The sequence below is a fragment of the Paenibacillus sp. UMB4589-SE434 genome, assembly GCF_030226685.1.
Classification (GTDB): Bacteria; Bacillota; Bacilli; order Paenibacillales; family Paenibacillaceae; genus Paenibacillus_B.
Window position 1 is genome coordinate 416133 of sequence record NZ_JASOYK010000003.1, and the last position, 20017, is coordinate 436149.

General features: G+C 45.2%; 15 protein-coding genes, 1 tRNA gene and 1 pseudogene. 12 read left to right on the forward strand and 5 right to left on the reverse strand.

The genetic code is table 11. The features are described 5' to 3' along the window. The first annotated feature begins 107 nt into the window (after window positions 1–107). The 6 genes from QP775_RS14365 to QP775_RS14390 all read left to right on the forward strand — a co-directional run bounded on the left by QP775_RS14365 (window position 108) and on the right by QP775_RS14390 (window position 8118). Window positions 108–176 (forward strand) — tRNA-Ser (locus QP775_RS14365). Window positions 177–513: 337 nt separating this feature from the next. Then, the gene (locus tag QP775_RS14370) at window positions 514–2010 is read left to right on the forward strand and encodes a TROVE domain-containing protein (RefSeq protein ID WP_285106966.1); all 1497 of its coding nucleotides are present in this window, start codon (window positions 514–516) and stop codon (window positions 2008–2010) included. A 50-nt stretch (window positions 2011–2060) separates the two neighbouring features. Further along, window positions 2061–2843 carry a nucleotidyltransferase domain-containing protein gene (locus tag QP775_RS14375; RefSeq protein ID WP_239330065.1) on the forward strand — a complete coding sequence of 261 codons (783 nt, stop codon included), beginning with the start codon at window positions 2061–2063 and terminating at the stop codon, window positions 2841–2843. A 126-nt stretch (window positions 2844–2969) separates the two neighbouring features. Then, window positions 2970–4196: an RtcB family protein gene (locus tag QP775_RS14380; RefSeq protein ID WP_285106969.1), complete on the forward strand. Its 1227-nt coding sequence runs from the start codon at window positions 2970–2972 to the stop codon at window positions 4194–4196. Between the two features lie 66 nt (window positions 4197–4262). After that, window positions 4263–5531 (forward strand): class I SAM-dependent methyltransferase, encoded by a 1269-nt coding sequence (locus QP775_RS14385; protein WP_285106971.1) that lies wholly within the window; start codon window positions 4263–4265, stop codon window positions 5529–5531. Window position 5532: 1 nt separating this feature from the next. Continuing rightward, window positions 5533–8118: a metallophosphoesterase gene (locus tag QP775_RS14390; RefSeq protein WP_285106973.1), complete on the forward strand. Its 2586-nt coding sequence runs from the start codon at window positions 5533–5535 to the stop codon at window positions 8116–8118. A 69-nt stretch (window positions 8119–8187) separates the two neighbouring features. Here the strand turns inward: QP775_RS14390 and QP775_RS14395 are convergent, their stop codons facing one another. Together QP775_RS14395 and QP775_RS14400 are read right to left on the reverse strand one after the other, a co-directional pair. Beyond that, complete coding sequence (locus QP775_RS14395; RefSeq protein ID WP_285106975.1) at window positions 8188–8721, reverse strand: hypothetical protein; 534 nt, start codon at window positions 8719–8721, stop codon at window positions 8188–8190. A gap of 333 nt (window positions 8722–9054) precedes the next feature. Continuing rightward, window positions 9055–10506 carry an esterase-like activity of phytase family protein gene (locus QP775_RS14400; protein ID WP_285106977.1) on the reverse strand — a complete coding sequence of 484 codons (1452 nt, stop codon included), beginning with the start codon at window positions 10504–10506 and terminating at the stop codon, window positions 9055–9057. Window positions 10507–10881: 375 nt separating this feature from the next. On the opposite strand from QP775_RS14400, the gene htpG reads away from it, so the two are divergent. Continuing rightward, window positions 10882–12765 carry a molecular chaperone HtpG gene (gene htpG / locus QP775_RS14405; protein ID WP_285106979.1) on the forward strand — a complete coding sequence of 628 codons (1884 nt, stop codon included), beginning with the start codon at window positions 10882–10884 and terminating at the stop codon, window positions 12763–12765. A 135-nt stretch (window positions 12766–12900) separates the two neighbouring features. On the opposite strand, the gene ligD is transcribed toward htpG, so the two are convergent. The 3 genes and pseudogenes from ligD to ku all read right to left on the reverse strand — a co-directional run. Continuing rightward, window positions 12901–13794, reverse strand: a complete 894-nt coding sequence (gene ligD / locus QP775_RS14410) for a non-homologous end-joining DNA ligase (RefSeq protein ID WP_285106981.1) — start codon at window positions 13792–13794, stop codon at window positions 12901–12903. Window positions 13795–13868: 74 nt separating this feature from the next. Beyond that, entirely contained in the window at window positions 13869–14846 is a 978-nt protein-coding gene (locus QP775_RS14415) for an ATP-dependent DNA ligase (protein WP_285106983.1), read from the reverse strand. A 290-nt stretch (window positions 14847–15136) separates the two neighbouring features. Further along, window positions 15137–16054: pseudogene (gene ku / locus QP775_RS14420) on the reverse strand (non-homologous end joining protein Ku); the annotation flags it as partial. A 147-nt stretch (window positions 16055–16201) separates the two neighbouring features. On the opposite strand from ku, the gene QP775_RS14425 reads away from it, so the two are divergent. The 5 genes from QP775_RS14425 to tsaD all read left to right on the forward strand — a co-directional run bounded on the left by QP775_RS14425 (window position 16202) and on the right by tsaD (window position 19638). Continuing rightward, entirely contained in the window at window positions 16202–16387 is a 186-nt protein-coding gene (locus QP775_RS14425) for an H-type small acid-soluble spore protein (RefSeq protein WP_239330046.1), read from the forward strand. A 187-nt stretch (window positions 16388–16574) separates the two neighbouring features. Continuing rightward, entirely contained in the window at window positions 16575–17096 is a 522-nt protein-coding gene (gene tsaE / locus QP775_RS14430) for a tRNA (adenosine(37)-N6)-threonylcarbamoyltransferase complex ATPase subunit type 1 TsaE (protein WP_285106985.1), read from the forward strand. A gap of 1 nt (window position 17097) precedes the next feature. Further along, window positions 17098–17958, forward strand: a complete 861-nt coding sequence (gene tsaB, locus QP775_RS14435) for a tRNA (adenosine(37)-N6)-threonylcarbamoyltransferase complex dimerization subunit type 1 TsaB (protein WP_285106987.1) — start codon at window positions 17098–17100, stop codon at window positions 17956–17958. 86 nt (window positions 17959–18044) lie between these two features. Then, window positions 18045–18563: a ribosomal protein S18-alanine N-acetyltransferase gene (rimI, locus tag QP775_RS14440; protein ID WP_239330687.1), complete on the forward strand. Its 519-nt coding sequence runs from the start codon at window positions 18045–18047 to the stop codon at window positions 18561–18563. Between the two features lies 1 nt (window position 18564). Continuing rightward, on the forward strand, window positions 18565–19638 hold the full coding sequence (gene tsaD, locus QP775_RS14445; RefSeq protein WP_285106990.1) for a tRNA (adenosine(37)-N6)-threonylcarbamoyltransferase complex transferase subunit TsaD: 1074 nt from the start codon (window positions 18565–18567) through the stop codon (window positions 19636–19638). The last annotated feature ends 379 nt before the right edge of the window (window positions 19639–20017 follow it).

Genomic DNA, 20017 nt, shown 5'->3' on the forward strand with positions numbered 1-20017 from the left:
AAAAGTTGTTCACCTGTCGTAATACTTTCACCATGTTCCCTTGCTTGAAAATAAGGGATGATACATACAGAGGCCGACACCACATGGTGCAGCCCCAGTAGATCATCGAGGCGTATGGAAGGGTTACTTCGCCTTCTAAGCGACATGCCGTTGGTTCGACTCCAACTTCCGCCCCTATGGCGGAATAGCTCAGTGGTAGAGCAGTCTTGTGCCTTTCCGACCTTTTTCCTCGATGATCTTTAATAAATGAATTGGAAGCGAGGCGCTGGAAAGGGCTTCTTCGACTTAAATGGGTTAAGTATTCGTCGTGTCTGTGTGAATGGACACCATCTGCCTTTTCCATTTTTTCCTCGCTTCATTACATCAGATGAAATACCTTGGTGAGGCGCTGGGATGGGTTACTTCGAGCTTATCGACACATTGAATTACCCGGGCAATACGGCAGGTTCGACTCCTGCAGCATACCTATCCCGCTTTTTCCTCACCTTTCTAATTTTTAAGGAGCTGATACTGTTGAATATGACAAAGAAGCTGTTTGGCGCCTTGCGACCAAACACTCTAAATAAAGCTCAATATCCAGCCTATACGCGTTCTATAGAGGAGCAATACGTACAGACGCTGCTGACCAATACGATGAGTAATACGTTTTATGCGGATCAACATGAACTGTTAAGTGAGGCGGAACAGCTTCATCATGAGATGGCAAACACGAATTCAACTTTTATGGCAAAAGCAATCGTATTTGCTCGTAATGAGGGCTTTATGCGCCTCCAGCCGCTGTTTGGCTTGGCTGTATTATCTCTCTATCGTCCGGACTTGTTCGCGAAGATCTTTATGCAGGTGGTGCGGATTCCTTCTGATTTGTCCGACTTCTTAACCATTGTGAGTGGATTAGGACGCGGTGAGGGTGGACGCGCGATTAAGCGGCAGGTGAATCAATTTTTGTCTGGTATAACTGAGTATTGGGCGATCAAATATAATGGACGTGGCCGCGGTTACAGCCTAGGGGACGCCATTGCAACGGCCCATCCGAAGCCGCAAGATTTGAGGCAGCAAGCGTTGTTCCGATATTTGCGCGGCCAAGAGGCTAATCTGGATCTGCTGCCGCAGGTACAGGCGCTAGAGCAATTGAAGCTTGCTGCGACAGAATCCGAACAGATCGCGTGGATTACACGAGGCAAGTTGCCCTATGAGACAGTAACGGGGGCGATTAAGCCTTCGAAAGCTGTATGGGAAGCATTATTGTACCAAATGCCGACGTTTGCGCTGCTTCGTCATCTGAACGCGCTGCAGCGAGCAGGCGTCTTGGATGAGAAGAGCCATTTGGATTATGTCGTGAGTCGACTGACCGATCAACAGGCGCTGCGCAAAGCTAAAATTTTGCCATTCCGGTTAGCGACTGCGTTTCGTCAGATAGAGCATGTAGAGCTTCGTGATGCTTTACGTGAAGCGGTTGAGCTGACGTTTGACAATCTCCCGCAGTTGGGAGAGCAAACGGCTATTTTCCTAGATATCTCAGGCTCGATGGAAGGCCATTATCTTGAAACAGGCGCGATCTTCGCCTTGGCCATGTACAAAAAGACACAGGGAAATTCGCTGTTCTGGTTGTTTGACACGGATGTATATGACGCTAAACCTTCACGTAAGGATAGTATCTTGACACAAGCGGCGCACATCCATACGCGTGGTGGAACAGATACAGGAGCGGCGGTAAAAAAGCTAATTCAGGAGCGGAGAAAAGTCGATCAGATCATTATGATTACAGATGAGCAGCAGAATAGCGGCAGTCCGTTCTATGAACAACTGAAGCGGTATCGTTCGCAGGTGAACCGTGATGTAAAGGCTTTTATTATCGATATAGCGCCTTATCGGCACGTCATGGTGCCGGATCAAGATCCGCAGACGTTCTACATTTATGGTTGGAGTGATACTGTATTATCTTATATCGCTCAGACCATACAGGAATACTCAAAGATGACGGAGCAAATAGCAGCGTTGAACTTGGATTAACTGGATTCGGGGACAGCACATTCAAACTAAAGTAAGGGAAGTGAGACCTCATGTCAGCTTATCAACAACTTATCTTGGAGGAATTGGCACGAATCGAAAAGGAAGAACAAGTTCGAATCTTGTATGCTTGCGAATCGGGCAGCCGTGCCTGGGGGTTTCCGTCCAAAGACAGCGATTACGACGTTAGATTTATATACATCAGACCGTTGGAATGGTATTTATCTATATTTGAGCAGCGAGACGTGATTGAGCGGCCGATTAGCAATATGCTGGATGTGAATGGCTGGGATCTGAAGAAAGCGCTGAAGCTGTTCCGCAAGTCTAATCCGCCGCTGCTGGAGTGGCTGCAATCGCCAATTCGGTATCAGGAGAACTATTCTATTGCAGAGCAGATACGCTGCCTTGCACCGTCCACTTTTTCACCCAGATCGTGTATGTATCACTATCTTCATATGGCAAAAGGAAACTATCGCGAGTATTTACAGGGTGAGCAAGTGAAGATCAAAAAATACTTCTATGTACTTCGTCCGATACTGGCTTGCGAATGGATTGAGAAGTACAACACGATGCCTCCCATCGAGTTTCAAGTGCTGGTTGAGGGGATCGTGTCAGGCAATAGCGAGCTTAGGGCTGCAATTCAGCAGCTGCTCGTGCGGAAAATGGCGGGAGATGAGCTTGATTATGAGCCTAAAATACATGCGATCAACGCGTTTTTGGAAGAAAAAATAAGCTTTTATGATCAAGTTGCTGCTAAAATGTCTGCGTCTACTGACAATCAGGATCAGCAGCTTAACAAGTTGTTTCGGTCAGCATTGGATGAGGTGTGGGCATAAGGCAGGATATTATTGTTTGGATACTCTTGAGTAATGAATTGGCCATTGTATCGATCAAGTAGCTGGGATAAAGGGCTTAGAGTATCCATGTAGAGGAAAAATTATTTGGCAGAGGGGTTAAAGCTTATGGCTTATCAAAATATAGATGGTGTTCGTGTGTGGGGAAACCCAGAGGAAGGGGCTTTGGTCCAAGCCAAACTATGTGCTGATACCGGAAATGTCGTACAGGCGCTGTTGATGGCAGATCACCACAAAGGGTACAGTCAGCCCATTGGCGGCGTAGTCGTATACGAGGGTCAAATATCACCGTCTGGCGTTGGCTATGATATCGGATGCGGTAACAAAGCGGTGCGTACCCATCTGTATGCTGCAGATATTAAGCCTCGGCTGGCTCAGATCATGGATGAGATCGCGCGCAGTATTTCATTTGGGATGGGTCGTGTCAATCAGGAGAAGGTGGATCATGAGTTGTTTGATGACCCTGATTGGTCTGTGTATGAAGCGATCGGCAAGCAGGAGCACGACAAGCTGAAAGTGTTGGCCCGCAATCAGCTTGGCACAGTAGGCAGCGGTAACCATTTCGTGGATTTGTTTGAGGAAGTGGAGACGGGGCGGCTGTGGATCGGAAATCACTTCGGTAGCCGCGGCTTTGGACATAAGACGGCAAGCGGCTTCCTAAACTTGGCTGCGGGAAGAGCCTTTATGGATAAAGCGCCTGGCGAAAAGATGGATCAACCGCCAGTACTGCTTGATCTTAACAGTGAACTGGGAGATATGTATTACCGTGCAATGAAGCTGGCGGGTCGTTACGCATACGCAGGACGTGATTATGTGATCCAAGAAGTGCTGTCGATTCTCGGAACTGCGGCAGACTTTGAGGTTCATAATCACCACAACTACGCTTGGAAAGAGACACATAACGGAGAAGAAGCTGTAGTTGTGCGTAAAGGAGCTACACCGTCGGCACCGGGACAAGTAGGCTTTATCGGCGGAAGCATGGGCGATATTTCTGTTATCGTCAAGGGCAAAGATACAGTAGAAAACCGCGATGCGTATTACAGCACTGTTCATGGCGCGGGACGTGTCATGAGTCGAACGCAGGCAGCCGGCAAGATGAACTGGAAGACCCGCTCTCGCAGCGGCGGACAGATCAGTACGCAGCAGATGCTGGACGCGGTTCGTGACTTTGGGGTCGAACTTCGCGGTGCAGGGACGGATGAAAGTCCATTTGTATACCGTAAGCTTCAAGAGGTGCTGGATGCCCATGCGGAGACGATCGAGGTGTTGAACGTATTAAGGCCGATTGGGGTGTGTATGGCAGGGGCGGATGAGATTGATCCTTATAAGGATTAATAGATTACGAGAATATTGATTCGTATTGTAGACCGACCGAAAGGTTCGGAGAGGAGAGAATAAAAGATGGCTATTGTACAATTAAAATCTGCTAATCCCCAGTTTACTTTTCTAATCAAGAAAAATCCGAACTCTGGAATGCAGCTTCGTTCAATTCGCAAAGGAATGGCATACGGCTGGTATTCGGATGAGTCTACGTATAATGTTTACTTTAAAGATGCTGATAACGAGATATCGTACAAACAGCATGAAAACGAACATTTTGAATATTTGAATGTGTCACGCTACAACACGCCGTTATTTCCGCTTAATGCGATCAATGAATTTTTTAATGCACCATTAAAGAGATCAGATGATGAACTTGACTTGGAAGGTTATGATCATTCGCTCTACATCAATATGATCCATATTGAGATGGTTCGATATATTGATTTTTTCCAAAAGCACTTACCAGACTTCACCTTTCATATTCAGCATCGATCACATAAAAGTTACGCTTTAACTGTAACGACACGGAGGAGACTCTATCAACTGCTTCATGTGACTAGTGTTCTTTGCTTGTTTTTATCTATGTTAGGGAACGAATATATTGATATATCTGATAGTATTCTCGACAAATATATTAAGAGTCTAAATATAATAGACGCGCCTTTTTACATTCGGAGTTTATTTGCGCGGAACTTTTTATCCTCTAGACAACGATTCAATAAATATAAGTCTGAAATTGAAAAAACAAGACGATATGACATTCGTCTGGATTATGGGGGGACGGCATTCCAACGAAGAAATTATATTGGTGGAGTATTACCTCTTAATAAATCATTAGTGGACATTGGTTGCGGTGAGGGGTTTTATGCCATCCCTTTTGCCAAGAAAATGGATCACAGTTATTATGCAATTGACACGAATGAAGAAATATTGGATGCCTTGCAACGTAAAGCAATAATCAAAGAAATCGATAATCTATCAACCTATCCTTCTCTTGATCAATTTTTGGGAACGTATAACGGCGAACTAGTGGATGTCATCATGACTGAAGTAATTGAGCACATGAGTGAGAATGAAGCGAAAGATTTGATTCAACATGTATGCAGACATGTTAACTATGAACATTTTATTATTACAACACCGAACGCTGACTTTAATACTTTTTATGAGTTGGATGGCTTTAGGCATGATGATCATAAGTGGGAAATGGGGCAGGAACGTTTTAGAGCCTGGTTCTTGGAATTCTTGAAGGAAATGAATCTTCACTACGAATTCGTAGCTATCGGTGATAGTGTAAATCAGGTCAGTACTACACAAGGAATTGTGCTGAAGAAAAGAGGGGATTGAGATGGAACTTCGGACGAAAATACACACTATTTTTATGATGATTGGACCGACAGAATGCGGCAAGACAACATTTGCACAGGATGTACTCATTCCGCAGCTCAGGTTTGAAGATATACATAAAAATGCTAAATTCAATATCCAATATATTTCGTCAGACGCTATTCGGCAGGAGGTTTTGGGGAGTGACTATGACAAGTATGATCAAGTCATGCTGGAAGCTAGCTCTCAAGCTTTTCACTTGCTGTTTGAGAAACTTAAAATGGTCACTTCATTTCCTATAAATGCGGAATTTATTGTATTGGATACAACAGGATTAGCCGATGATTTTCGGGCAAAGGTAAGGGAGATTGCATCTGAAAATAAGTATAATGTTGAGGTCATATTATTTGACTATCGCAAGCGCGAAGACTATTATGCTTCCGAACGTTCGAAGAAGATCATTACTAATCATATTAATCGTTTTAAAAAGGATGTTTTGGGTTCATTATCGCGGGAAGGATACTCGAATATACACAAGATACGAGCTAAAGATTTTTATTCAACAGTGTGTCCAAACGATAGTTCTCCATATAAAGTGATTATTGAAAATCGTGATGACTATCTTCATACTATTTTGCCACAAAACCTAAAGTATATTATGGTTGGTGACGTACACGAGTGTCTTAACGATCTTCAAGGGTTGCTTTTGAGTTATGGCTATCAGATTGAATCCGGAAGATTGATTGCAACAGATCAAGTGCGGGATACTAAAGTGATCTTAGTGGGGGACTGGATCGATAAAGGTCAACAAACAAGAGAGACGATAGAGTTCCTTTACGTAAATCAAGAACATTTTCTTTTTGTTCTTGGAAACCATGAAAATTTTGTACACAAGTATATAAAAGGTGAAGTTAGTGGTGTGGAGCAGGAGTTGCTTCATACGTACTTTGACTCGACTCAGGTCCTGCTACATGATGCAGATCTAATGGATAAGTTTTGTCAGCTCGTAAACTTATCACAACCTTTTTATAAGTTCTGTGGAGTAAATGGTCCATCTTTTTATGTAACACACGCACCATGCAAAAACAAGTATATTGGGAAGTTGGACACAAGCTCTCTCCGACATCAACGTAATTTTAGAGTTGATCGAAATGTGCCGTTCGAAGAACAACTTCAATTCCTGAAGCAAGAAGCGGTAAAAAATCATCCTTATCATGTGTACGGCCATATCGCGGCCAAAACTGCATTCCGTATTAAAAATAAAATTCATTTGGATACGGGAAGCGTTCATGGAAATGCGCTGACATCTGTTAAAATCTCGTTTAAACCGTTCTTTAAAGCGTACAAATCGAAACAGGTCATTATAGCGGAATCCTTACAAGATTTGTTTGTGGAACAAGGAAAAATTACGATTCAAGATCTCGATGTTGATGAGGTTCGCCGACTCCAATACTGTTCGCGGAATAAGGTCAATTTTATTTCCGGTACGATGCCTCCTGCAGATAAGGATGAAGCGACGTATCAGCTCGAGTCATTAACTTCAGGTCTAAATTATTATGCAGCTCGCTCAGTAAATAAAGTTGTATTACAACCCAAATATATGGGTTCAAGATGTAATATATATTTGCATAATGAGCGTCAACGATGCTTTGCAGTTAGTCGAAATGGCTATAAGATTAATCAGGTTGAGCTGACAGCAATATACGATCAACTGCAGCTGAAATTCGGTGGATATATGCAGGATAATAGAATAGAAATGCTCATTATTGATGGCGAGTTGCTCCCTTGGAAGGCCTTGGGTGATGCCTTGATTAAACGTCAGTTTAAGCCTATTGAATCAGCCCTAGAGAGTGAGTTTGAATTTCTTAAGCAGTATAGTTTCCAACAAGAATTTGACCATTTAGCGGATCAATATCAGGCTAGCGGGTTTGAGCAGGACCAATTTCATATACCAAAGGCAAAGTTAAGTGAGAAGTATGGAGACAACATATATCAAAATTATAAGCACGTGCACAGTATTTTAGAGACTTACGTACCACTACACGAACACGAAAAGGCATATATCACCTATAAAAGGCAGCTTGAATTATATGCTGAGGACGATACACTTGAATTTAAACCATTTGCGCTACTAAAAATAATCTATGAGTCCGGTGAAGAACAAATACCAGATTGGACTACTTCTGATATGTATCAGTTCTTATCTGAAGATGAATATCTTACTGTAGACTTGACCGAATCGGATAGCTATGAGAGAGCAGAGCATTATTTTGCATCGCTTACAATGCTTAATCATATGGAAGGAGTCGTAATTAAACCTGAAGTAAATAATGGGGATGCAGCACCTTTTATGAAGGTTAGGAACCCGGATTATTTATCAATTATATATGGTTATGATTATCGGTTCCCGCATAAGTATCATAAGTTATTCAAACAGAAAAATATAAAGCAGAAACTTCGAACATCTATAAATGAGCACCGCCTTGGAAAGAAAATGTTATCCTTTAAGTTTGAAGATATTAAACCAGATAACAGAGAGTATCAGGAGGTTGTATCCAATTTGTTATTTGAAGTAGCTAAAGAGAAGGAGATTGATCCACGGTTGTAAAGTGTAAAAAGAAAGAGAGGAGACGTATTTATACGTACTCCTCTCTTGTTACTAGTTATGCATAAATATCTACACAGATCTTAACGAGTTCAACAGAACATCAAACTTGCTATACATAAACGACAAACTTTTCTGCACAGAGGAATTGAAGTCATTCTCGCTCATGCCATCCTTGCCAGCCAAGTGAGTCTTAATATTTTTGACGATGGCTGCTTTTAATACGTTGATTTCTTTCAGTGCCTTATCACTTTCTATCTTGTGCTGCTTTACTTTAGCAGAACATGTCTTCTTCGCGGCGTTAAGCGCTTTGATGTCTCGAACCTTCTCTGCTTTGGCTTGCGCCAGCGTGTCCTTGCTCGCTTTACTCTTAACTAAGCTAGTGTATCTAGCTGCTGAGGCTTTATACTGCTCTGTGAGAGGCTTAACATCTGGACACAGCAAGACACTCAGGTTCTTCTGGGCGGCTTTCACTTCGTTAACCTTGCCCTTGTAAGACTCAAAATAAGTCTTTTCAATATTTACCTTAGACGATGATGCGGCTGCAAACGCTTGAGAGGGTACGAGTACAACAAGCAGAAGCAAAAGTACTATTATTTTCTTCATATTCCAGTTTCCTTTCTTGGTCGTAATTCTATCATAAGGGAGGTTATGGAATATTTCAATATTCGCAAATCTAATAGGGTATAAAGCACCAGTCGGTGTTGGAGTTCATTTTAAAGTGGGGAGTCCATTATATCAACCTTTTGATTATCGATGCTTAACCATCATCCGATAGACCGAATGGGGAAGGAAATTAGCGAGGGAATATGGTGAGCGGACGAGTATGCAAATGAACAACAAAACCCCGTCCAGCCAAAGGCTCAAGACGGGGGCTGTTAATACATATGGAATCGTTGTGAAACGATTCAGTAAGGGAAGGGGCACACGGGACTAGGGTTACTTAATCGAGTAAGGCAGCTTAAACGTCCACAACTCAGTGCCGTTATCCGAAGATGTGCTGCCCACGCCAAAGTCATTGTCGTTGACAATCACGAGTGTATTGCCATTCACAAGCGACAAGCCTTCAATCTTCTCGTACGGGTAGCCAAACTGAACCCCGTCGAGAATAGTGCGCTTAGAAGGCGGGAGAATCCCGTTCGCGCGCAACTCGGCAATCGTCATCTGCTCCAGCGTTTTACCTGCTTTCTCATCATCATATTTGCCGAGAATGTTAGATGCATTAGTCAGGTCGATTGCATAAATTCGCTTCAACTGTGCCTTGTCGCCCGCGTTTTTGTCACGCTCATCGATCAGCAGCGTGTTCTCGTTTACAACGACCAGATCAGAGATTACGATGTCTGATTGGGACAGGTTGTTGAATTGCTTCGCGTCTTCCGCCACATAAGCATATTCAGCTACTGGCTGCAGTGTTGCTAGATCGAGCTTGATGATCCGCAGCTGGCGCGAATTGTCCGTGGACTTGTCCGGGCTGCGAAGCGGGCTTTGCATGGCCATGAACATATATTTGCTGTCAGGCGTGATGCCAACCGCCTCTGCACCACGGTTTTGGCGAAGCTTGTTGTATACGGCTGGCAATGTTTCACGTGCTGGCACGAGCGGGGCGGACACTTGTGCGCCCCAGCCCTTCGGCACGATCCTTTCGATAAGCGTACCATCGCGTTTTACATGGACGATAGAAGGACCGTACTCATCAGAGATCCAGAACGTGTCATCTTTTGGATTATAGGCAAGTCCTTCGATATCAAGCCCATAGGGGTCATAGGCAAGCTCTTTCTCTGCTTTGACATCAAAAGGCACTTCGTCACGGCCTTTAATGTTCGGTAGACCCGTAATACGATCATTACCTGTTGCAGGATTGGTGCCGTTTAGTTTTAATGGTATTTGCTCTAATATTTTAATTTCGCCTTTTTCAATTTGGATCTTATAAAGGCTTGGCGTGTAAGTGGCAAGCGGGAAAGTCCGGCGATTCTTGCCGTTGACCTCGACTTCTCCGTTAGGACCGCGGTCTGCTGTTGAATAAAACACGTTATCAGGGTCACCAGGTATGTGAGTTAAAGAGGAACCGATCCCCATTTTGACCCCTTCGTTTAGATTAGGTGCATTTAATTTATACTTTCCAGTTAACTCAGGTTTGTCTGTCAGTGCTACGCTGCCACGGAACTCATCCCAATCTACATATTTGCCAGAGGCTTCACTAAGCGCACGAAGCGGCAAATATAAACGGCCATCGATATCCACCGCAGAAGAAGATGGTGTCACCGCTTGCCCGTTGTTGGTATACGTAATCTGCTCTGCCGGGGAACCATTTAGTGCATTTACAGGTATTACGTTGGTGCCTACTGTGAGTGTAAGTGCTGCTGTAGCAGCCATCAGCCATTTGTTGTTCATGATCGATAAATCCCCCTTCAATCGTTAACTTGCTCGTATTTAGTCGAATTATAGCAGTCACTTGTTAAGCTTACGTAATGGTGATGTTGAATTTGTGTAAATGAGAGTGTAGGGGGTCATTTTCATTGGTTCTAACAGGGACGAGACGATTGATTGACTAAAGAAGATTTCATATGCTATATTTTTCTATTTTTTTTCGTTACCGTATTGACATCGAAAATTAGGTTGTGGTATATAAAAAGAAGTATTAGCACTCGACAGGAAAGAGTGCTAATCGTGGCGAACTATATATATGACCGCTGCACACCCTAATTGTTAGCAGGGTAAGCCAGCGTTGATTCTATTATTTTCTTTACATTGAAAGGGGATCTATTCATGGCCAAGAAGCAGTTCAAAGCAGAATCCAAGCGATTGCTGGAAATGATGATCAACTCCATTTACACCCAACGAGAAATCTTCTTGAGAGAGCTTATCTCCAATGCAAGCGATGCAATCGACAAGATGTACTACAAGGCGCTTGCTGACGATCAGTTAGTATTTAACAAAGAAGATTATTACATTAAAGTAGCAGTTGATAAAGACAGTAGAACATTGACGATTACAGACACTGGCATCGGGATGTCCAAGGAGGAGTTGGAAAATAACCTTGGGGTAATCGCCAAGAGTGGGTCGTTGGCTTTTAAGTCTGAAAACGAATCAAAAGACGGACATAACATTATCGGTCAATTCGGGGTTGGATTCTACTCCGCCTTTATGGTTGCGGACGTTGTTACAGTAGTCAGCAAAGCGTTCGGCAGCGACGAGGCGTTTAAGTGGGAGTCTAAAGGTGCTGACGGATATACGATTGTACCGTGTGAGAAGGACGCAGCAGGAACCGAGATCACGTTGCAAATTAAAGAGAACACAGAAGATGATCAATATGACGAGTACTTGGAAGAGTATCGCCTCAGATCGATTATTAAGAAATATTCCGACTTTATACGTTACCCGATTAAGATGGATGTAAAGGGTCAACGTCCTAAAGAAGGCAGCGAAGAGAATGAGCTGGAAGACTACCAAGAAGAACAGACGATCAACAGCATGGTACCGATCTGGCGTAAAAATAAAAATGAACTGACGACCGAAGATTATGAGCGCTTCTACAACGAAAAGCGTTATGGCTTCGATAAACCGTTAAAGCATATTCATATCAGCGCGGACGGCGCAGTGGTGTACAAGGCAATCCTGTTTATTCCAGAGAATACGCCATTTGATTATTACACGAAGGAATACGAGAAAGGTCTAGAGCTCTATTCCAACGGCGTGCTCATTATGAACAAATGCGCAGACCTGCTGCCAGACTATTTTGGCTTTGTTAAAGGAATGGTCGATTCCGAAGATCTATCCTTGAATATCTCACGTGAGATGCTGCAGCATGACCGCCAATTGCATTTGATCGCCAAGAACATCAAAAACAAGATCAAGAGCCAACTGCAAAGCTTGCTGAAGGATGAGCGCGAGAAATATGAAACGTTCTACAAGTCTTTTGGCAGACAGTTAAAATACGGCGTGTACAGCGATTACGGCACTAATAAAGAAACACTGCAAGACTTGGTGATGTTCTATTCATCCACCGAGAAGAAGCTGGTGACGTTAGACGAGTACGTATCCAGAATGCCAGAAGAGCAAAAGTACATTTATTATGCGTCTGGTGAATCCATCGAGCGTATCGAGAAGCTGCCGCAAGCTGAGATGGTAGCTGACAAAGGTTATGAGATTCTATACTTCACCGATGATATCGATGAATTTGCGATTAAGACGATTATGCAGTACAAAGAGAAGGAGTTCCGTTCCGTATCCAGCGGAGACCTGGGTATTGAGGCGGATGAAAATGATCAGGCTGAGGAAGCGAATGACAACGATAATAACGCGTTGTTCGAAGCGATGCAGAGCATTCTGACCGGAAAAGTGAAGCAAGTAAAAGCATCCAAACGATTAAAATCTCATCCGGTGTGTTTGTCCACGGAGGGTGAACTATCCATCGAGATGGAAAAAATATTAAAGGCAATGCCAAACAGCCAAGATGTACAAGCGGATAAAGTGCTGGAAATCAACGTCAACCATGAAGTATTCCAATCCTTGAAGGATGCGCAAGCATCAGACCAAGAGAAGTTGAATCTGTATACGAATCTATTGTACAACCAAGCACTGTTGATTGAAGGCCTGCCAATTCAAGACCCTGTTCAATTTACAAATGATATGTGCAAAATTATGGTGTAAGCCGTAATGCTCAAATAGTTATAAAATATTTTGACTGGCTTGCTGCTGTTGCAATTAGCTGTCATACCTGCTATAACCCGACATCGGAGTCCTATCCGATTCGGGTTATTTGGTCTGTTATGCACTGATTTTGTCTCAGTTTCGAAGTTGCGTTTGGAAGGCTTGCAGCGTCTCTGTCAAATGCTGTACGGGGGCTTGCTCCAGCAAGTCTCCGATCTGCGATAAGCGCGCTGCCGCATTCAGCAGCGTAAAGTCGCGTGGACTCGGATTGTGGCTGACTTCTTCCCAAGTCAAAGGCATAGAGATGGTGGCATAAGGGGTGGCTCTGGGCGTATACGCAGCCGCAATCGTACGACCGATATCATGCTGTGCATAATCGATGTAAATGCGAGTGCCACGATCCTTTTTCAGTCGCTCGATGGTAAAAAGGTTCGGAGATTGCTGGCATAAGTACTGCGCTACGAATAAGCCGAATGACTTCAATTGGGCGAATGTCGGTCCCCGCTGCAGCTTGATTACGACTTGGACGCCTGTTGCACCAGAGGTTTTGGGTACACTGTCAATACCTAAGGAGTGCAGCAGCTGCCCTACAAGTGCTGCAGCTTCCATGATCCGCGGCTCTACGGGAATAGAAGGATCAAGGTCAATAATCCATTGCTCAGGAAGCTCATCTCCTATGGTGTGCAGGGAGGGGTGAAATTCCAGGCTTGCTAGATTGGCAAGCCAAATCAACGTAGGCAAGTTGTTAAGCAGCACATACTCATGTTCACCATGAAATGCTGTGTTTACGAATTCAGGCGTGGGCTGCGGGCAATTTTTCTGATAAAAGGACTCCCCGTGCACACCATCTGGATATCTAATCGTTGTTAAATAACGATTCTGGCAATAACGAATCAAGTAAGGAGCAACAGGCAGCAAAAGTTTCACATAATCGGCTTTTGTTAATCCAAGTTCAGGCCACAATAGCTTGTCAGGATTGGATAAAGGGACCTCAAACCCTTCGATTTGGAGTGAATATTTAGCTGCCATAGGTTGGGGGCCTCCTTTATTATTGCCATGCCATTGATTCGAGAATGAAAATGGTTGGGGTTACGTATTGGCACTTAATTTTGCAGGTGCTGCTTGCTTGGCAGAGCTAATAGCTTCGGATGCCTGAGTACACCTGCGCTGGTAAGTTCAAGGGCCGTCACATCACAAAGAAGCGGCTGCGTGAACCATTGCAGCTGTTCTCGGTTTAATTCAGCTGGAAAGGAATTAATGCGTCCGACAACGGGCTTGTTAACGCCATATTGTTGGGACCATTCCTGCAGCAGGGTGCGATGCGTTTCGTTTAATCCACTTGCCGCTCTGCCAATATAGACACCGTCGGTATGCAGCAGGATCAAGCTTGCAATCCTGCCGCTATTAATAACGTAGCCAACAGCAAGTGCGGTGAGATTCAAACGTTTCTTCAGTTTTACCCATTCCCGGTGCAGCTTGCCTTGCAGATAAGGGGAATTGCGGTGTTTGCTAACGATTCCCTCCCACTCGTTTGCCTCTACCCACTGCCATAGGGCAGGGCCATTAGAAAACACATCGGTTACAAACAAAGAGGCAGTACGTTCTGGCATAAGCTCCAGCAAGGTTTGATGTCGCTGCTCATAGGGGAGTTGACGCATATCCTTACCATTTAAGGCCAATAAGTCAAAAACCACATACGTAAGGCTGTATTGTTGTCTTGTGGAGTTGGCCGAGCGTTGTCTTTTTAAAATAAGGGAAAAGGATGGACGCTGCAGTTCCGGATCAAAAACGACAGCTTCACCGTCTAACAAGACAGAATGCCCTTCAAGGGGAAGGTAGGTGGCTAAAGCAGCAGCGATAGGCTGATAATCTGCTGTCCGCTTTTCCATCTTGCGTGTATAGAGCTCGATCTGACCCTCATGGATGAAGGCCAGCAGCCGAATACCGTCCCATTTTAATTGATGCAGCCAATCTTCACCTGCTGGCAGCGATTGAATAGGCAGCGGGGCCATCGGCATGAAGCGCTGATCCAAATGGATGCCCAGAGGCAGCAGTTGGTCTGGCTGCCGTACCTTGCTCACGGCGCCTCCGTGCCGCGCCGAGTACGCCTGCGCGGCGCGGGAGCACCTGCCGCGCTGTCGCTGCCTGCGGCAGCAGGCAGCTCTTCCGCTTTGCGGCTGCGTGTCCGCTTCGTGCGGGTAGGCTTGCTGTCTACGGCCAGCGGCGGGGCGGCTGCCGATTCAGCGCCAGCGTTGCTGCTGCTCGCGGCTGATGCATCCCCCGCCGCGGTGCGCCGCTTGCGGGAGCCTGCGGCTGGCTTAGCGCTTGCGGCGGCTTGGCCAGCCGGCCCTTTGGCTGCGCTCCTGCCCTTTGCACGGCTGCTTGCAGCTGGAGTCGCGCTTGTCGCAGCCTTATTGCCAGCAGTGCCAGTTTGCGCCGCAGTTGTCCGGCTTGCTTCTGCGCCGACCTGAGGTGCAGCCTTGCCGCTTGCTGCTGCTGAGCCGAGGTCTGGCACGACAGGCTGCATGGCCTGAATGCTGGCCTGCAGCGCCGCCATCAGATCCACGATTGGCGGCTCGTTATTTGCCGCTGGTGCTGTTGTAATCTCTTTGCCGGCAATTTTTTCTTGAATCCGTGTAAGCAGGCGCTCGCGGTATTCGTCCGTATATTTTTGCGGCTCAAAATCACTGGACAACTGGTTAATCAGTACTTGGGCCATCTCTAGTTCCTTCGGATTAATTTGAATGTTCTCAGGAATGTTTGGAACTTGCCCAGAACTGCGAATTTCATCTGGATAATGCATCGTCTCCATCACAAGGCAGTTATCAAGCACACGAATAGCGGCTAAGCTGCTTTTGGCGCGCAGCGTTACTTTTGCAATGCCAATCTTGTTGGTACTGTTTAGGGCTTCACGCAGCAGTTGATAAGCGTTGCCACCTGCCTGATCTGGGGAGAGATAATAGGTTTTTTGATAATAAATGGGATCAATCTCCGCCAAGTCTACAAAATCCAAAATGGCAATTGCTCGATTGGCATCATCTTGAAGACCTTCGAGCTCGTCTTTGTTAAAAAGAACAAAATGTCCTTTTTCATATTCATAACCTTTAACGATATCGTTCCATGCTACTTCTGTGTCGCAAACAGGGCACTGGCGTACATAGTTTAGCGGACTGCCGCATACCGAATGAATCATACGCAGTGAGATATCTTTGTCTTCGGTGGCAGAGTGCATTTTTACAGGAACGTGGACAAGTCCAAAGCTGATGGCCCCTTTCCATACGGTATGCATCATCATTCTCCTGTTCTTCATTAGCATTTGTGTAGGTTCAGTATGTGAATTTGATGATCAATCTACACGGGAAAGAGATGGGAAGTCATGTATGTTTCGGACGAGTTTAAGCCAAATTAAACATACCGACATATGAGGAGGTTCACGATGAACGCAGAACGTGCCAAGCAAATATATGAAATGAAAGATACAGTACCTGTAAAATTAGATGGAGAACAATCAGTGTGGATCGAACATGTCGATACGGCCAACGGAATGGCGACCGTTCAGGTAGGTGCCAATCCGACGAATACGGAAACCGTATCGGTAGAGCGTCTGATTGAATCGACCTAAGTGGGAATCGAAATAGATAGGGCATAACGTTTTACTGCACGAAGCTGCGCGATCAAGGCTCTATGAAGCCAATTGCGCAGCTTTTTTGTTGTTTTGATATGGACGCTTGCAAATGTTCTGAGTTCTATAATCACTTTTTATTTATGTTATAATGAGGTGTTAGTTAGGCTTGCTATATTGAATCGTCATGCGGCAAGCTGCACGGAACAATTCATGCAGGAGGGGATCAAGTGTGCAGACGGCAAACTTTTCGTTTCGTTCTATGAGCGAAGCTGATACGGAGCGTTTGGCGACACGTGTGGCTGAGCATTGTGGGCCAGGGACAGTTATTGCGCTGGACGGAGACTTAGGCGCAGGCAAAACACGCTTTTCACAGGCTATTGCCAAGGCGATGGGAGTCACAGATGTTGTCAACAGCCCCACATTTACGATCATTAAAGAGTATAACGGCAAGGAATTGCCGCTTTATCATATGGATGTATACCGGATCAGCATGGCTGAGGCGGATGAGCTTGGTCTTGACGAGTATTTTTACGGAGATGGAGTGTCGCTAGTAGAATGGTCCAGCATTATTACTCCCATTCTGCCACCAAAGTACTTGCATCTGTACTTGCAGTATGAAGGAGAGCACGAGCGTATTATTCGTATGACAGCTTATGGAGAACCTTATGTAACCTGGTTGAATCAGTTGAAATGGAGCGGAGTGTAATATGTCGTACGAAACGGAACAACATCGCAGATTACTTGCTTTCGACACGTCAACAGCAACGCTTGCCGTAGCCCTCGTGCAAGGCGGGGAAGTTAAGCAGTGCACGCACGATAATGCGGAGCGTAATCATTCGATCAAGCTGGTACCAGCTATGCATGATATGCTGCAAACGGAACAATGGGGTGAAGCGCAGCTTGATGGGATAGCAGTTGGTATGGGACCAGGATCTTACACAGGGGTTCGTATTGCAGTAACAGCAGCCAAAACGATAGCGTGGGCCTGGAATAAGCCGGTTATCGGTGTCTCTAGCTTAAGGGCGCTGGCTTTAACAGGGACTGCACTATATGCAGCTTCAGCAAAAGATAGATGCGTGGATGCTGATTATTCCGATAAGCAGGGTAATTTTACAGTATATCCGCTTATGAATGCACGTAGAGGACAAGTATATACGGCTTCTTTTACAGGATTTCATGCTGAGCTTAATACACTGCTGGATCACGCTTCTCAAGCTTGCAGTCGTGAACAGGCTTGTAAAGTGGAGCAGGAGGACAGCATACGTATGTTTGTCGATGTAGCCAGAGAAGTGGAGCAATTATTGCTGGCAGAATCGAATCAGAACGTTCTTTTTGTCGGGGAGACCATTCAGCAGCAAGACATACTGGACGAGTTATCGATTAAGTTTGGAGCTCGTATTCAAGTCATTCCTTGTGAAATGGATGCAGGCTGGATTGGTGTATTAGGGCAGGCGGCTCTAACACGTGGTGAGCAGTCTGATGTACATCGGTTAGAGCCGAACTATACGCAAGTGACTGAAGCAGAAGCCAAATTAAATGCACATAACGCTCAGCAGGCGAACAATTAGCTCAAACCATAAGATGTTTGAACTGAACATTTGGCTGGATATAAATGAGGTTATAGGAAAAAAAGCAGTGGAAGGAGCAGGGCGGGATGAAGGAAATGAAACGGGACCAAGCTGAATTACAGGCTGTCACATATGTGCGTGGGATGGAAATTACGGATGTTGAGCAGGTCATACAGGTCGAGCACGCCTCTTTTACAGTGCCATGGACGAATGATGCTTTTCATAATGAATTGACCACCAACCTTTTTGCCCGATATATTGTTATCGAACATGAAGGAAGAATAGCAGGATACGCTGGTATGTGGACCATTCTGGATGAAGCACATGTCACTAACATTGCGGTTCATCCTGACTTTCGAAGACGAGGGTGGGGCGAGTGGCTGCTGCGGGAGTTGATTGCTCGTGCAATCGCACTCGGCATGGTGAAAATGACGCTTGAAGTACGAGTGACTAATCTTACTGCACAGCATCTGTACCGCAAATTCAAATTTGAACCCGCCGGTGTTCGTAAAGGCTATTACTCCGATAATCAAGAAGATGCCTTAATTATGTGGACGGATCTGCAGCAGCTGTGCAGCACCCAGAACGAAGTAGGTGAGAGGTAACATGACGCAAATACAGTCAACGAAGGAACAAATTGAAATAAAGTTGTGCCGTAGTGGTATTCTTCTTGCAATTGAGACAAGCTGTGATGAAACGGCTGTAGCAATCGTACGTGACGGCCAAGAAGTACTGGCAAATGTGGTGTCAAGTCAGATTGATGTGCATCGTCGGTTTGGTGGCGTAGTGCCAGAGATCGCTTCTCGCAAGCATGTGGAGACGATTACCGTCATGATTGAACAGGCGCTGGAACAAGCTGGATTGACACTGCGTGATCTAAATGCAATCGCGGTGACGCAAGGGCCAGGACTCGTAGGCGCACTGCTCGTAGGTATTATGGCGGCCAAGTCACTTGCATTGGCATTAAACATTCCTTTAATCGGGACACATCATATTGCTGGGCATATTTATGCGAATCAGCTTGTAGCAAAGCTCGAATATCCATGCATGGCACTTGTGGTGTCTGGAGGACACACTGAGCTGGTATTGCTGGAGCGTGAAGGTCAATTTCGTGTCATAGGACGGACTCGTGACGATGCAGTGGGCGAGGCTTACGACAAAGTAGCCCGTGCTGTGGGCTTTCCTTACCCAGGCGGTCCTCACATTGATCGGCTTGCGCTTGAAGCAGAGGAAGTTGTTAGCCTGCCGCGTGCTTGGCTGGAGCCTGATTCTTACGACTTTAGCTTTAGCGGTGTGAAGTCCGCTGTACTTAATGTAGTGAATCAAGCGAAGATGAAAGGCGAGCCTCCAATGCCAGCTGCGATCGCACGCGGGTTCCAGGAATCCGTCATTGATGTGTTAATTACCAAGGCGATGCGTGCCATTAAGGAATATGGAGCAAAGCAGCTGCTCTTATGCGGCGGTGTAGCTGCTAACAGAGGGTTGCGTGCGGCGCTCACCGAACGATGTGCGTTGGAGCAAGTGCCGCTTGTCATTCCACCATTTGAATATTGTACAGATAATGCGGCAATGATAGGTGCTGCTGGATATCTCAAATGGAAACATGAGCAATTCGTCGGATTTGATTTCACAGCGGAGCCGACTTTTTCGTTGGAGCAATGGTCGGTAATGTCTTCGTAAGAATGCTTGGAGATTGCATGGCTTGATAAGTTTGAAGTAAGAAACGGATCGGCTTGTTAATCTGCGTGGAATGAATGCAATGTTAAATGAATAGCTGATTATACAGCAGTTTAGTAGGGAGGCTTATTTTCGTTCTCGTGTGTGGGCGCGAATGGGCTTCCCTTTTTATATTGTTCATGAAAAAATGACATCTCCAATGGTTGTGGATAAAAGTTATCCACATATTCAGTAATATCATGTGGAAAACGCTTACAACACTTATTTAATAGGTTTTTGGTTTTTTCGGAAAAGGGGGATATTGTTTTCAACTTTTAGTGTGGAAAATGTGGATAGTGTGCATAAGTCAGTGGATAAACTTGGATTAAGGGACGAAAGTCCT